Source organism: Enterococcus sp. DIV0970a, assembly GCF_051711265.1.
In the GTDB taxonomy this organism is placed as follows: domain Bacteria; phylum Bacillota; class Bacilli; order Lactobacillales; family Enterococcaceae; genus Enterococcus_D; species Enterococcus_D casseliflavus.
Window position 1 is genome coordinate 360,675 of record NZ_JBIOMF010000001.1, and the last position, 15,255, is coordinate 375,929.

The 15,255-nt window shown below is 45.3% G+C and carries 11 protein-coding genes and 1 pseudogene; 11 read left to right on the plus strand and 1 reads right to left on the minus strand.

Annotated features, from left to right (window positions below; all coding sequences use genetic code 11):
• Nucleotides 1–24 precede the first annotated feature (24 nt).
• Both IGK14_RS01735 and IGK14_RS01740 read left to right on the plus strand, forming a co-directional pair.
• Entirely contained in the window at nucleotides 25–864 is an 840-nt protein-coding gene (locus tag IGK14_RS01735; RefSeq protein ID WP_010748681.1) for a MetQ/NlpA family ABC transporter substrate-binding protein, read from the plus strand.
• A 59-nt stretch (nucleotides 865–923) separates the two neighbouring features.
• A complete protein-coding gene (locus IGK14_RS01740; protein ID WP_010748682.1) occupies nucleotides 924–2,132 on the plus strand; it encodes a M20 family metallopeptidase in 1,209 nt (402 codons plus the stop codon).
• 78 nt (nucleotides 2,133–2,210) lie between these two features.
• On the opposite strand, the gene def is transcribed toward IGK14_RS01740, so the two are convergent.
• On the minus strand, nucleotides 2,211–2,774 hold the full coding sequence (gene def, locus IGK14_RS01745) for a peptide deformylase (protein ID WP_005227211.1): 564 nt from the start codon (nucleotides 2,772–2,774) through the stop codon (nucleotides 2,211–2,213).
• Between the two features lie 246 nt (nucleotides 2,775–3,020).
• On the opposite strand from def, the gene IGK14_RS01750 reads away from it, so the two are divergent.
• The 9 genes and pseudogenes from IGK14_RS01750 to argC all read left to right on the plus strand — a co-directional run bounded on the left by IGK14_RS01750 (nucleotide 3,021) and on the right by argC (nucleotide 15,207).
• On the plus strand, nucleotides 3,021–4,085 hold the full coding sequence (locus tag IGK14_RS01750) for a DUF871 domain-containing protein (protein WP_010748683.1): 1,065 nt from the start codon (nucleotides 3,021–3,023) through the stop codon (nucleotides 4,083–4,085).
• Complete coding sequence (murQ, locus tag IGK14_RS01755; protein WP_010748684.1) at nucleotides 4,078–4,986, plus strand: N-acetylmuramic acid 6-phosphate etherase; 909 nt, start codon at nucleotides 4,078–4,080, stop codon at nucleotides 4,984–4,986. The genes IGK14_RS01750 and murQ overlap by 8 nt, the downstream gene beginning before the upstream one ends.
• Nucleotides 4,986–6,998: a glucose PTS transporter subunit IIA gene (locus tag IGK14_RS01760; RefSeq protein WP_010748685.1), complete on the plus strand. Its 2,013-nt coding sequence runs from the start codon at nucleotides 4,986–4,988 to the stop codon at nucleotides 6,996–6,998. Before murQ ends, IGK14_RS01760 begins: the two co-directional genes overlap by 1 nt.
• A gap of 128 nt (nucleotides 6,999–7,126) precedes the next feature.
• The gene (locus tag IGK14_RS01765) at nucleotides 7,127–8,158 is read left to right on the plus strand and encodes an LPXTG cell wall anchor domain-containing protein (protein WP_010748686.1); all 1,032 of its coding nucleotides are present in this window, start codon (nucleotides 7,127–7,129) and stop codon (nucleotides 8,156–8,158) included.
• Between the two features lie 266 nt (nucleotides 8,159–8,424).
• Nucleotides 8,425–9,092, plus strand: a pseudogene (locus IGK14_RS01770) (TetR/AcrR family transcriptional regulator).
• Entirely contained in the window at nucleotides 9,085–10,812 is a 1,728-nt protein-coding gene (locus IGK14_RS01775) for an ABC transporter ATP-binding protein (protein ID WP_005227218.1), read from the plus strand. The pseudogene IGK14_RS01770 and the gene IGK14_RS01775 overlap by 8 nt, the downstream one beginning before the upstream one ends.
• Complete coding sequence (locus IGK14_RS01780; RefSeq protein WP_010748687.1) at nucleotides 10,809–12,689, plus strand: ABC transporter ATP-binding protein; 1,881 nt, start codon at nucleotides 10,809–10,811, stop codon at nucleotides 12,687–12,689. The genes IGK14_RS01775 and IGK14_RS01780 overlap by 4 nt, the downstream gene beginning before the upstream one ends.
• A 203-nt stretch (nucleotides 12,690–12,892) precedes the next feature.
• A complete protein-coding gene (locus IGK14_RS01785; protein ID WP_081116173.1) occupies nucleotides 12,893–14,038 on the plus strand; it encodes an acetylornithine transaminase in 1,146 nt (381 codons plus the stop codon).
• Nucleotides 14,039–14,184: 146 nt separating this feature from the next.
• Nucleotides 14,185–15,207 (plus strand): N-acetyl-gamma-glutamyl-phosphate reductase, encoded by a 1,023-nt coding sequence (gene argC, locus IGK14_RS01790; protein ID WP_010748689.1) that lies wholly within the window; start codon nucleotides 14,185–14,187, stop codon nucleotides 15,205–15,207.
• Nucleotides 15,208–15,255 lie beyond the last annotated feature (48 nt).

Sequence of the window (15,255 nt, forward strand, 5' to 3'; positions counted from 1 at the left end):
AGCAAGTCTATGGAGGAAGCAAAAATGAAAAAAATCGTACAATCAATCGTTTTAGGGGCAGCATTATTCTTTATTACAGGATGCGGAAACAATGGCAGTGCCGCAGCCAATGACCAAGAAGAAGTGACGGTGAAACTAGGGATGATCGGGGCGGACACCGACGTCTGGGATGATGTCAAGGATCGTTTGAAAGACGAAGGCATCAATTTAGAATATGTCCAATTCTCTGATTACAATCAACCCAATGCAGCTTTAGCTGATGGGTCCATCGACCTTAATTCATTCCAACACCAATTTTTCTTGGACAACTATAATGAAGAATTTGGTACTGATCTCGTATCGATCGGCAATACAGTCAATGCGCCATTAGGCATTTATTCCGACAAAGTGACGGATGTCAACGATTTGGCGGAAGGAGCTAAAGTTGCGATCCCTAATGATGTGACCAATGGTGGTCGGGCATTGCTTTTATTACAATCAGCTGGATTGATCAAAGTGGATGAAGCAGCCGGACAAACACCAACGGTCGCGGATATTACAGAAAATCGTTTGAACTTAGAAATTTCAGAACTTGATGCAGCGCAAACCGCCCGGGCACTTTCGGATGTCGATGTTTCGGTCATCAATAGCGGCATGGCGGTGGATGCAGGATTTGTACCAACCGAAGATGCGATCTTTTTAGAGCCTGTTGATGAAACGGCCCGTCCTTACGTCAACATCATTGCCGCCCGTAAAGAAGAGGAAGACAATGAAGTTTACCAAAAAGTGGTCGCTGCTTACCAAACAGAGGATACGAAAAAAGTCATCGAGGAAACGTCAAAAGGATCAAGCGTTCCTGCTTGGGAAACCTTTGGGGCAAAATAAGCACCATGTAATTTGATAAAAAAACTGAAAAAGCATGTATAAAAAGGAGAGATTTGATTATGACAACAGCAACTATTACGAAAGCAGCCATCAAACCATTTATCCAAGAGCGTTTAGCCGCTTATCAAGCCTTGGCATTAGATATCCACAATCACCCAGAAGTCAGCAACTATGAGTTTTATTCAGCCGATGCCCTGATCGCCCAATTAGAAAAAGAAGGCTTTGCTGTCAAAAAGGATGTGGCAGGCCATCGCACCGGCTTTGATGCCCGCTATGTCAGTGGAAAACCGGGTCCGACGATTGCCTTTTTAGCCGAGTATGATGCGTTACCTGGCATCGGTCATGCCTGCGGACACAATCTCTTCGGGACTTATTCCGTCTTAGCTGCCAGTGCTCTGCAACCTTTCATCGATGAGCTAGGCGGGGAGATTCGAGTCTATGGGACGCCAGGAGAAGAAGGTGGAGAAAATGGTTCCGCTAAAGGCAGTTTTGTCCGTGAAGGGTTCTTCGATGATGTCGATGCCGCTCTTTGTGTCCATCCAGCCCATCGCTATGGCAAAACGACGGCTTCATTAGCCAATGATCCAGTGGATATCAAGTTCTATGGTCGGGCTTCCCATGCGGCAGCGGCACCAGAAGAAGGCATCAACGCGTTAGAAGCATTGCTGCAAGTCTTTAACGGGATCAATGGGTTGCGCCTGCATTTACCAAAAGACGTCAATATTCATGGTGTGATCACCGATGGCGGCGTGGCAGCCAATGTCGTGCCAGAATATGCAGCCGGTCGTTTTTATTTACGAGCTGCCAATCGAGCAACCTTGAATGATGTCTACGAGAAAGTCGAAAACATCGTAAAAGGAGCAGCTTTAGCTACGGGAGCGACCTATGAATTTGGTTTGTTCCAAAACTCCGTCGACGATGTGATCGTGACACCAAGTTTTGATGAGATCTTCTTCGCCCATGCCCAAGAAGCGGGCGTACCTGCCGATGAGATCGATACGGAAGCCAAAACAAGCCTTGGTTCGTCTGATGTCGGCAATGTCAGTCAAGTGATCCCGACGATCCAACCCACCGTTTCGATTTCAGATGACTACATTGCGGGTCATTCGGAAGAATTCAAAGCCGCTGCCAAGAGTGAAAAAGGCTTGCAATCGATCGCCATCGCGGCGGAACTTTTAGCGCTGACGGCATTAGACCTTTTTGAACAGCCAGCGTTATTAGAAAAAATCAAAGCCGATCATCAAGAAAGCCTAGCGAAAGGCAATTAATGCCAAAACCGTGAAGGAAGATAGTCAATAGTATAGAAAAAAAGTCTCTGCCGCAAAATGTCGGTAGAGACTTTTTAGTTAGTCGATGACTAAAATGCCTTCTTTCAATGAAAAAGGATTTTGTTGATTGATATGATCGTAGAACATGACCCCGTTCAAATGATCGATCTCATGCTGAACGACGATCGCAGGATAGTTCTTCAAACGAACTTTTTTCTTTTTGCCGTTGATGTCGTAATAGCTGATCGTGATCCGGGCATGGCGTACCACGTAGCCAGGGACTTCACGGTCCACGGACAGACAGCCTTCGCCTTCACCCAAACAAGCTTCTTGCACGGAATGACTTAAAATTTTGGGATTGTATAGAACATCTTTAAAATCAGGTTCTGTTTTTTCTGGGTCGCTGCTAGGGACGAGGACCGCTGTGATTCGTTTTGAAATATCTAATTGAGGAGCTGCTAGACCAACGCCGCCTCTTAATTCAAGTTCTTCTGCCTTGACTGGATCTTGGCTATTTTCTAAAAAGGTCATCATTTCTTTTCCCAGTGCGATATCTTCTTCGCTCAAAGGAAAAGGTACTTCTTTTGCTACTTCACGCAAGGTTGGATTGCCTTCGCGAATAATATCATCCATTGTAATCATTGATGATGTGATTCCTCCTACTATGTAAAAATGACGAAAGCAAGTTTCGTTCCTAATAAAGTGTACCATAAGTGTAGAAAGAAGGGCATAAGAAAGTTTAAACGGTAAAGCTTTCTTATTAAATGAAACAATATTTCTATATTAATGATTTAATTATGAAATATAGTTGCGAATGGGAAAAGAATCAGTTATAATGCTTTTATAGAAAACGGTATCACGAAAGTGACCCATCAAGGAGGCAAAGAGATGTTCGGCTTTTCTGTATTTATGAACGAAGACTTGACGGCAGCAGAACTTGAGCAGATGACTGCGATGGCATCAGGCTTTAAAGGGATTTTCACCTCCATGCACATACCAGAAGATGATCGCAGTACTTATCGGCAGCGTTTGACGGACTTGGGAGGTTTCGCAAAAGACCATCAGCTGTCTTTAATGGTAGATATTTCTGGAAACGCATTAGCAGAAGCGGGCTTTTCCATCGACAATCTGGCGGAACTAAGGGAGATCGGTGTCACTGGTTTACGAATGGATTATGCGATCGACAATCAGCAAATCGCAGCTTTTTCAAAAGAAATGACCATCAGTTTGAATGCCAGTACATTGACGGAAAAAGACATTCGAGAGCTGCAGGCGTATGGAGCCGATTTTACTCGTTTGGAAGCTTGGCACAATTATTACCCCCGACCAGAAACGGGACTGGATGTTGGCTGGTTTCAGGAGAAGAACCGCTGGTTGAAAGCACAAGGCTTTTTCGTCCAAGCCTTTGTTCCAGGGGATGCCAAGAAACGCAGACCGTTATTTCAAGGATTACCCACACTGGAAAGACACCGCAACTGGTCGCCTTTTGCCGCAGCGATCGACTTATTGGCAACTGGCTCAGTCGATGCTGTTTACATTGGCGATGGCATGGTTTCTGAAAAAAGTGCCCAGCAGTTTGCGACGTATCTGCAAGAAGCGCGGATCGTTTTGCGGGTCAAAGATCTTGGTTCCACTTACTTTGAACACGTCTTAGGGAATCACCAAAATCGTTACGATGAAGCTCGGGATGTCTTGCGCAGCGCCGATGCCCGTTTCAATGCCATTCCAGAAGTCACACCTGAACTTAGCCAAGAGCGGCCAGTGGGGGCTGTGACGATCGATAACCAAGAGTACTTGCGCTATATGGGAGAGATCCAGGTGTGCAAACGACCTTTGCCGACAGACCCAAAAGTCAACCTCGCCGCTCAGGTGATACCAGCCGATCTGCCGTTGATCCAACAAATCAAAGCAGGGATGCGATTTAAATTAGAAAGAGATGATTCCGATGAATAAAATCAATTTAGACAAATTAACGACCGAACGACGCAACAGTGAAACGAGCAATTTAGATGAAATGACGATTTTAGAAGCGTGTCAAAAAATGAACCAAGAAGATCAAAAAGTTGCCTATGCGGTGGAAAAAGAAATTCCTAGTATTGAAAAAGTGATTGAACAAACCATCGTCGCTTTTAAAAAGGGCGGACGCTTGATTTATCTTGGCGCTGGGACAAGTGGTCGATTAGGCGTCTTGGATGCGGCCGAATGTGTCCCAACCTTTGGGGTATCACCTGAGATGGTGGTCGGTCTGATCGCCGGTGGCGAAGAAGCGATGACGGTCGCTGTCGAAGGAGCAGAAGACTCCTTAACGCTAGGCAAACAAGACCTTGTCGATTTGAAGTTGAACCAAAATGATATGGTGATCGGGATCGCTGCCAGTGGCAGAACCCCTTACGTGATTGGGGCGCTTGACTATGCCAATGAGCTCGGTGCCACAACGGCTACGATCGCTTGTAATAAAGACGCGGAGATCTCTCAGCATGCCAGCTTTCCAATCGAGGTCGATTGTGGACCAGAATTTCTGACAGGTTCGACTCGCTTGAAATCTGGGACTGCCCAAAAACTGATTTTGAATATGATCTCGACGTTATCGATGGTAGGGATCGGCAAAGTCTACAATAATTTGATGGTCGACGTGAAAGCGACCAACGAAAAATTGGTGGAACGCTCAAAACGGATCATCATGCAGGCGACTGAAGCTGATTATGAAACAGCCGCCGCGGCATTTGAAGAAGCAGATCAGAATGTCAAATTGGCGATCGTGATGCTGTTGACTGATAGCACGAAAGACGAAGCACAAGCAAAACTTGCCACGGCACAAGGGTTTGTCAAAACGGCGTTAGGAGGAGAAAAGTAATGGCAAAAGAAACACTGACGGTAGAAGAGTTAGCGGAGAAGATTTTTCAAGAAGCCGGCGGAATGGACAACGTAGAAACAGTCAATCACTGTATGACTCGCGTACGAATGACCGTCCGCGACCACGACAAGGTCGATCAACAAGGGTTAAAAGAGATTCCCGGTGTAATGGGTGTGGTCAATGATGAGCAGCTGCAAGTCATTATCGGACCAGGGAAAGTCAACAAAGTAGCCAATGCAATGGTGGCAAAAGCTGGTGTTGATTTAGGGCAAGAGATCCCACCGCAAAAATCAGGCAAAGAGGCGTTATCAGAAAAAACGGCAGAGATGAAAGCAGCCCAAAAAGCCAAACAAAAATCATCACCATTAAAGTCGCTGCTGAAAGATATTTCTAATATCTTTGTTCCAATGATTCCAGCCTTCGTTGGTGCAGGACTCGTCGCAGGGATCGCTTCTGTCCTGACCAATATGATCACGGCTGGCCGATTAGATGGAGATACTTGGAATTATTATGTCATGATTTTAAACGTCCTCAGAAATGGGATGTTCACCTATTTAGCGATCTTTACTGGGGTCAATGCAGCGCAGGTCTTTAAAGCCAATCCAACCCTTGGTGGCGTGATCGGTTCGATCATCTTGCTGACAGGTATGAACCCAGAAGCCCCGATCCAAAACTTGTTCACTGGCGAAGCTTTAGCTGCCAACCAAGGAGGGATCATCGGTGTGATCTTCGCTGTATGGCTTTTGGCGAAATTAGAGGCAGTGCTGCATCGAGTGATTCCTGAAGCGATCGATATTATCGTGACCCCGACGTTGTGTTTGCTGATCATCGGTTTGACGGAGATTTTCTTGATCATGCCATTGGCAGGTCTGATCTCTGACAGCTTAGTCGGTTCGATCACTTGGGTCTTGAACGTGGGCGGTGCTTTCTCTGGGTTTGTCTTAGGGGCGGCCTTCCTACCAATGGTCATGTTTGGTTTGCATCAAATTTTGACCCCGATCCACATTCAAATGATCGAAGCAACAGGCAGCACGCAATTATTACCGATCTTAGCCATGGCTGGTGCTGGTCAAGTCGGTGCAGCTTTAGCCTTATGGGTACGACTACGTAAAGACAAAGAGCTTTCTGAAATGATCAAAGGTGCATTGCCAGTTGGGATCTTAGGCATCGGCGAACCATTGATCTATGGAGTGACGTTGCCATTAGGTCGACCATTTATCACTGCTTGTATTGGTGGTGGGATCGGTGGTGCGGTCATTGGCGCTTTGACAAATATCGGCGCAACGGCGATTGGACCATCAGGGCTAGCTTTGATCCCCTTGATTGCCAACGGCCGTTGGATGGGCTATATTTTCGGCTTGTTAGCAGGCTATGCTGGCGGCTTCGTTGCCACCTACTTCTTTGGGATTCCGAAAGATCGCTTAGAAGCAGTCAAAGAAAGCGAGGCAGAAGAAGCAAAACCAGCTGCAACCGTTACTGTGCAACCGCAACCAAAAGAAACGAGTGAAACGGCTGCAAAGGAAATGACAGCAAATCCATCAAAAGAACCGATCGATACCCCTTTATACGCAGTAGCCACAGGCACGACAAAAGCGATCAGTGCATCAAGTGATCCGGTATTTTCGCAAAAAATGATGGGCGACGGGTATTTCGTCTTGCCAGACAATGGTGCGATCTATGCACCAGCAGCAGGAACCGTCACGACGATTTTTCCCACGAAACATGCATTGGGGATCAAGACTGCCAGCGGGCTAGAGATTCTGCTGCACATGGGTGTTGACACCGTCGAATTGCAAGGAGCACCTTTTGAGATCCTGGTGGAGGAAGGCCAAGCCGTGACACCAGCTACCCAAGTTGCCCAAGTCGATTTGGCACAGTTGACGGCTAAAGGCAAAGCTTCTGAGATGCTCGTGATCATCACCAATATGGAGCAAGTAGCCAATATCGAAGGGTTACCAGGAACAGAAACAAAAGCGGGTCAAGCCGTCATGCATGTGGCAACGATAAAATAATGTTAAAACCTCTATCGGATAAAGATAGAGGTTTTTTTTAAGAAGTTACTAAATAGATTGCGAAAAATTTCCCTTTATGTTACAGTTTCGTTACAAAGGGAGTGTTCCCATTCGAGGAGGCAATGAGGATGAAAAAAATAATTTGGTTCGGACTAATGACGCTGGCTTTTTCACCACTGATGGTTCATGCAGATGAAACAGCTACGAGTGAAAGTGGCAATCAGGCTGCCGTTAGCGAGACGCTTTCATCAGAGGAGCAATCAGGAACGGATCAGACACAAGCTGCTGTCCAAGAAAGTACAGTAGAAAATCAAGAGACGGATCAATCCGCTGCTTCAGAAACTACGACTACCGAGAATCAAGAACCAGTCGATTCCGAAGCTGTTATTGCCTCGATCCAAGCAGAGACGGGGACGCAAGATGTCAGTGAGATCAACACGTTAGCCGATGAACCTAGTTCGCTGCGTAGCGCCTTAACCCAAGGGATCACTGAAGGAAGTGTGACCGCATTTACCCAAGAACAGTTGGACCAGTTGACAGATGAAGAATTGACCAATGGCAATCGTCTGGCGCTACGTTATTCCAGTGATGCGATGGGCTTTGATATTGCTTACTTAGCAAAAATCATCGGTGCCTTGTTTGTCGATCAGACGTTATCCTGGGAAGCCATTGAGCCGCAACTGGCTTTTGATGCAAATAGCTACGCCAGTTTTGCTGACTTGATTCCTGTTGTGGATCAGCTGCAAGAATATTTACGGGTCGTCTATCCAGCAGACGGAGTCTTTTTACATTTGAATCAAGCCGTTTCCAACGAATGGATGATCTCAATTTTGACCAATTTAAATCAGATGGAACAAGAGATGCAAGTCGATCCAGATGCCTTTGTCCCAGGACGGATCTCTTATATCATTCAAGCGGCAAATGATTCCATGTATCTGCCTACAGGCACGCAAACGAGTACGTCTGAAGAAGCGACCGCAACATCGACGAGTGCTCAAGAAACAGCGACAACGACTTCTTCGAAAGAGGCCAACGCTACTGCCGATGGTGAAAAAACATTACCTAAAACCAATGAAGCGCCAAGCTATACCTTACTGATCGCAGGTGTTATCCTGCTGCTGATCGTTTTCTTGATTCTATGGCGCCGCAAGAAAAAATGATTGTTATTTATAATCGTTAGAATGAAAAAATAGCAACCTTCGTTTTCCATCAGGGAAACGAAGGTTTTTTGTTTTCAGAAATTTCATTGGTTATTTCTTTTCAAATAACGCCCTTTATAAAAAGACCAGAATCGATTCCTTCATAAAAAAGTCAAATTTAAATTCTTGTATTCTCTGGTGAGGGGTGTATAATGACACAGTGTCATATGACAACGTGTCATATCGAGAGCTGTGATTTATTTTAAATTAGAAAGGAGTTGCTTGTGATGCCGACCGATACATTTTTTCACTTGCCGCCAGAAAAACAAAAGCGCATCTTAAATGCGGCGAAAAAAGAATTCTCAAGACTGCCGCTGAAAGACGCCTCGATCGCCAACATCATCAAAGATGCCGAGATTCCTCGCGGGAGTTTTTACCAATACTTCGAAAACAAAGAAGATCTTTATTACTATTATTTCCATACGTTGAAAAAAATAGTCAGCGAGATCTGCTGAAATCGATCCAACATGAAAACGGGGATCTGTTTGCGGGGTTCGAATGGTACTTTTCACGGATGATCGCCGAGGTTTTCAAAGGCAAAAACGCAAACTTTTACCGCAATTTATTTATGAGTATGGATTATCGTTCCTTCCATAAAGTCGTGCCAGAGATGCAGCACAAGATGCATCAAGAAAACAAAGCCGATCGGCAGAAGCAGCAAGCCATCTTTTTGTCAGAGGTCGACAAAGATTTATTGAAAGTCAAAGACGACCATGAGTTGAAAATGCTGATCCAGCTGCTGATGCATACCGTCTTTTCGACGATTGCCGAAGCCTATCGCCAATCAGCGTTTGATCCAGACTATGATCCTGCCGAAGCGATCGCTGATTTCAACAGTAAAGTCCGCTGGTTAAGAGAGGGCGCAAAAAAAGAAAGAGGGGAAACCTATGATTAAGCTGATAAAACGCGTATCCGTCATTTCTATAATCATGGCAGTGGTGTTTATGGTGATCCAAGTCGTTTCTGATTTGTATCTACCGACATTGACTTCCAATATTATCAACAATGGGGTGGCGACAGGCGACATTGATTACATTTGGAAAACCGGCTTTTACATGATCGGCTTTTCATTGATCAGTATCATCGCCGCTTTAGGAAATACGTATTTCGCAACAAGAGAATCACAAAAATTAGGACAAAAACTACGTTCGGACATTTACCAAAAAGTTGAGAATTTTTCTTCTCGATCGTTTGATAAATTTGGGACCGCATCATTGATTACAAGAACCACCAACGACGTCAACCAAATTCAAATGGTGACGCAAATGTTTTTACGTATGATGATCAATGCACCGATCACACTGATTGGGGCGAGTTTCTTGGCCTATCAAAAAGATGCCCAATTAACCCGAATCTTTTTAGTCGTTATTCCTATCATGCTAGTATTGGTCGGCGGTATTATGTATTTTGCCGTTCCTTTATTCAAAAGTATGCAAAAGAAAACCGACCGTTTGAACTTAGTCTTTCGTGAAGGCTTGACGGGGGTCCGCGTTATTCGGGCATTTGACAAGACGGATTATGAAGCGAATCGCTTTGATGAAGCCAACAAAGATTACACCCACACCGCGATTAAAGTAAACACCATCGTGGCATTGATGATGCCATTGATGACGTTGATCATGAGTGGGACGAACATTGCCATCACATGGTTTGGGGGTCATTATATTGCCGAAATGACCTTAGAAGTCGGAAACTTGATTGCGTTTATGACCTATGCAATGCAAATTTTGATCAGCTTTATGATGCTGTCCATGATCTTCGTGATGGTGCCAAGAGCCCAAGCATCAGCTGATCGGATCAACGAAGTCTTAAATGAAGAAGATGAAATTCTCGATCCAAAAACACCAGCGACATTGAGCTTACAAGGGGACCAAGCAACCTTGGCCTTTGACCATGTGGCGTATCGCTACCAAGGCGCTGAGAAATTGGCGTTGGAAGATATCGATTTTCAAGCAAAATCTGGTGATTTTGTTGCCATCATCGGTGGGACGGGCTCAGGGAAAACGACCTTAGTCAATCTCTTGCCTCGTTTGTACGATGTGGAGTCTGGTGCAATCAAAATCAATGGGGTCAATATTGCAGAAGTCACCCAGCACAATCTACGAGAAGTCGTGGGCTTTGTTCCGCAAAAAGCGGTACTGTTTTCTGGTACCATTCGTGAAAATATGAAATACGGAAAACCCGATGCATCAGATGAAGAAATCTGGCAAGCACTAGAGATCGCCCAAGCAAAAGATTTTGTCTCCGAACTGGCAGATGGCTTAGATAGCCGTGTAGAACAAGGCGGCGGCAACTTCTCTGGTGGACAACGTCAACGTTTAGCGATCGCTCGTGCGTTAGTGAAACAAGCAGATGTCTATGTCTTTGATGATTCCTTCTCCGCACTGGACTTCAAAACCGATGCCAACTTACGAGCAGCGCTGAAACGCGACATGCAAGACAGCATTATGGTCGTGGTTGCCCAACGGGTCAGCACCGTCATGGATGCCGATACGATCTTAGTATTGGATGAAGGAAAACTCGTAGGAAAAGGAACCCATGAATCATTAATGGCAGACAATGAAACCTACCAAGAAATCGTTTCTTCACAATTGAGAGAGGAGGATCTTGCATGAGTGAAAAGAAAACAACAACACAACACCGTGGCGGACCAATGGGCGGCGGTCCAGGCCGTAACATCGGTGCCAAAGGACCAAAACCAAAAAACTTTTGGGGGACGGTCAAACGGCTTTTCGGGTACATGTCGAAACGCTCCATCGCTATCATTGCCGTCTTCGTTTTAGCGATCGCAGCCGTGATCTTCCAAATCCAAACACCGAAAATTTTAGGGGAAGCGACCACTGAAATTTTTAAAGGTGTCATGATCGGTGCGCAGCAGATGCAAGCCGGCCAACAGGTAACAGAATTTCCTATCGATTTTGAGAAAGTTGGTCAAATCATTTTGATCGCGATCGGCATGTATGTGATTTCAGCCGTCTTCAACTTTCTACAACAGTTTATTATGACCCGTGTCTCGCAACGGACGGTTTATGAGCTGCGTCGTGACTTAGATGAAAAAATGAACCGCTTGCCGATTTCTTACTATGATACTCACTCAAATGGGGATATCATGTCACGGGCGATCAATGATATGGATAATATCGCAAGTACCCTGCAACAAAACTTGACCCAATTTATTACGAGTGTCGTGACCTTTATCGGGGTTTTGTGGATGATGCTGACGATCAGTTGGCAACTGACTTTGGTTGCTTTAGCAACGGTTCCTTTAAGCTTGATCGTCGTGATGATCGTCGCACCAAAATCGCAAAAATTCTTTGCGGCACAACAAAAAAGTTTAGGATTGCTCAATGACCAAGTCGAAGAAACTTACGGCGGTCATACCGTTGTCAAAACCTTCAACCATGAAGCTGCCGATCAAGTCGTTTTTGAAGAAGAAAATGACCGTCTGTATTCCGCTGGTTGGAAAGCCCAATTTATTTCAGCGATCATTATGCCCTTGATGAACTTCATTAAAAACTTAGGCTATGTCTTCGTGGCTGTCCTTGGTGGGATCAAAGTGGCGAATGGGAACATGACGTTAGGGGATGTGCAAGCATTCTTGCAATACACCAATCAATTCTCTCAACCAATCACTCAAATCGCTAGCTTACTAAACACCATCCAATCAACCGTTGCATCTGCCGAACGGGTCTTTGAAGTCTTTGATGAAGAAGAAATGACTGATGAGCCTTCTGGATTGCCAGTGGAAGACAGTGAATACAAAGTTCGTTTCGATCATGTTCAATTTGGTTATGCGCCAGACAAATTATTGATGACCGATTTTAATCTGGATGTCAAAGCTGGTGAGATGGTGGCTATCGTAGGACCTACCGGCGCTGGGAAAACCACGCTGATCAATCTCTTGGAACGTTTTTATGATGTTTCTGGCGGTAGCATTCGTTACGATGGCAAAGATACCCGAGACTTGACTCGTGATGAGTTGCGTAGTAATATCTCGATGGTGCTGCAAGATACGTGGTTGTTTACTGGTTCCATCTATGACAACATTCATTATGGAAATGAAAAAGCAACCAAAGAGCAAGTGATCGCTGCGGCGAAAGCTGCCCATGTGGATGATTTTGTTCGCAAATTGCCAGAAGGCTATGATACGGTCTTGAATGAAGAAGCCAGCAACATCTCCCAAGGTCAACGTCAGCTGATCACGATCGCCCGCGCCTTCTTAGCGGATCCCGACGTTTTGATTTTGGATGAAGCAACTTCTAGTGTCGATACGCGGACGGAAATCTTGATCCAAAAAGCAATGGGTCGTTTGTTAGAAAATCGGACCAGCTTTGTGGTTGCTCACCGTCTCTCTACGATTCGTGATGCTGACAATATCATCGTGATGAATCACGGGTCCATTGTTGAGACTGGAAATCATGAGGAATTGATGGCACAAAACGGTTTCTATGCAGACCTGTATAACAGTCAATTTTCAGAAGAAGTGGCGTGATCCACTGTTTGTAATGAAAGAAATTCTTCCCCAAATGATGATAAACAGACCGCCAAAGGTTGACTGAAAGAAAGCAGTGATTGTCACTGCTTTCTTTTTTTATGAATTTTTATCGCTTTAATTTAAATATTTATTGCAATTTATTGGATTGAAATGTATATTAATACATAATTTCGAATGATCCAAGACAAGGAGTGAAACCAATGAGTCATCTTTTTCCTAATTACAGCCGTTTACCCATCGACATCCAGCAAGGCAACGGCAGCTATGTGGTAGATTCGCAAGGCAACCAATATTTAGATTTAACAAGTGGCATCGGGGTCGTTAATCTCGGTTATGGGCATCCCAAAGTGCAAGCCGCGTTGATGACCCAAGCAGAGCAGATTTGGCATGTGCCGAATTTGTATGACAGCCAGTTGCAAGAAGAAGTTGCCCAGAAGCTGACCCAAAATCAAAAGAGCGCCTCAGACGAACCGTATCTGGCTTATTTTTGCAATAGTGGCGCTGAGGCGAACGAAGCTGCTTTAAAGCTGGCTCGCAAAGCGACTGGCCGCAGCAAAGTCATTAGTTTTGAACAATCTTTCCATGGTCGAACCTTTGGGGCGATGTCTTTGACTGGGCAAAGTAGTATCCATGATGGGTTTGGACCGTTAGTACCAGAGATGGTGTATGTACCCTTTAATGACCTTGAGGCATTGCAAGCCGTTTTAGATGAGCAGACGGCAGCCGTGTTTTTAGAATTGATCCAAGGCGAAGGCGGTGTGATCCCTGCTGAGGTGGCGTGGGTCCAAGCGGTGGCAGCCCTTTGTCAGGAGTTGGGGGTACTACTGGTGGTGGATGAGATCCAAACCGGGATGGGACGGACAGGAACCCTGTTTGCTTTTGAAGGATATGGCATTGAACCTGATCTTTTTACCGTAGCAAAAGGGCTTGGTAACGGGATCCCTGTCGGAGCGATGCTAGGCAAAAGCCATTTGCAAACGGCTTTTGGACCCGGTAGTCACGGTTCGACCTTTGGTGGCAATAAATTAGCGATGGCTGCTGCTAGTGCTGTTTGCAGTGTGTTGCAAGAAGGGGACATTCAAGTCAATGTTCACTTGCGCCAGCAGCAGTTTCTCGACGGATTGCAAGGACTATCTAAGGTGCAGGCGATTCGTGGGAAAGGATTGATGATCGGTATCGAATTAGCCGATTCGGAAAGCTTGCAATCCGTGTTGACCCAACTGCGGAACCAAGGCCTCCTCGCATTAAAAGCGGGATCCAAGGTTTTGCGCTTGCTGCCGCCTTTAACGATCTCGCAAGAGGAAACGACAGCAGCCTTGGCGATTTTGCAAGCTGTCTTAGCATAATTGCATAAAAATAGATTTTTCGGGCTTTTTTTCTTATAAAAACCGAATAATAGTGAATTTATTTTGAATAGTTTTATAAATAATCATTGACAGAGCGATGGGAGTTTCTTATAATCTTAAGTAAATTCTTTTGAGGAGTGACGTGTTTGAAGGCAGCAATCGTTGGTGTAACAGGGTATACCGGAATTGAATTGATTCGTTTGATCCAGCAACATCCCCAATTGGAGGTGGGCACCTTGCATAGTCATTCTATGCATGAAAATTCATCTGTTTTGTATCCTCATTTAATTGGACTGACAGAGCGGCTGATCGAACCTTTTGATGCAGAAAAAATCCAAAAGGAAAATCAACTCGTGTTTTTTGCGACTCCTGCTGGAATCAGCAAAGAACTCGCAGCGACTCTTGTCGCAAATGACTTTCCAGTGATTGACCTTTCTGGTGATCTGCGATTGAAGGATCGGGATAGCTATCAAAAATGGTATCACCAAGAAGCTGCACCTGCCGAGTTGTTGGCACAAGCGACCTATTCGCTGCCTGAGTTTGCACCGACTCCTGGCAATTTGATCGCCAATCCAGGCTGTTATGCGACTGCTGCCATTTTAGCTGCTGCGCCGTTGGTTCAGCAAAAACTATTCAGCGGTACGTTGATTTTTGATGGCAAGTCGGGTTTGTCGGGTGCTGGTAAGAAATTGACGGACAGCAGTCACTTTGCAACCGCTGCGGATAACATGACGATGTATAAGCCAAATCAGCATCAGCACATTCCTGAGATCATGCAGCAGTTTCAGCAATGGGATCAGGCAATGCCGCCGATCCAATTTTCTACCAGCTTACTGCCTGTCAAAAGAGGGATCTTTATGACGCTTTATGCGCCTATCAAAGACGCGATTTCGCAAGAGGACATCTATGAGCAGTACGTAAAAACGTATCAAGACCATCCGTTTGTCCGAGTGCAACCGTTAGGAAAGCTGCCCGAGCTGCGGCAAGTGACGGGAACGAATTTTTGTGACATTGGCATATGTTTCAATCCGCTGACCCAAGTGTTGACCGTTATCGCAGTGATCGATAATTTAGGCAAAGGGGCTGCTGGCCAAGCGATCCAAAACTTCAATCGATGGGCAAAGATACCAGAAACGACTGGTCTTATGCAAGCACCGTTATATCCATAAAATAGCCAACAGACGCGTGAGGATACTCGTGTCAGCCAGTGGACAATC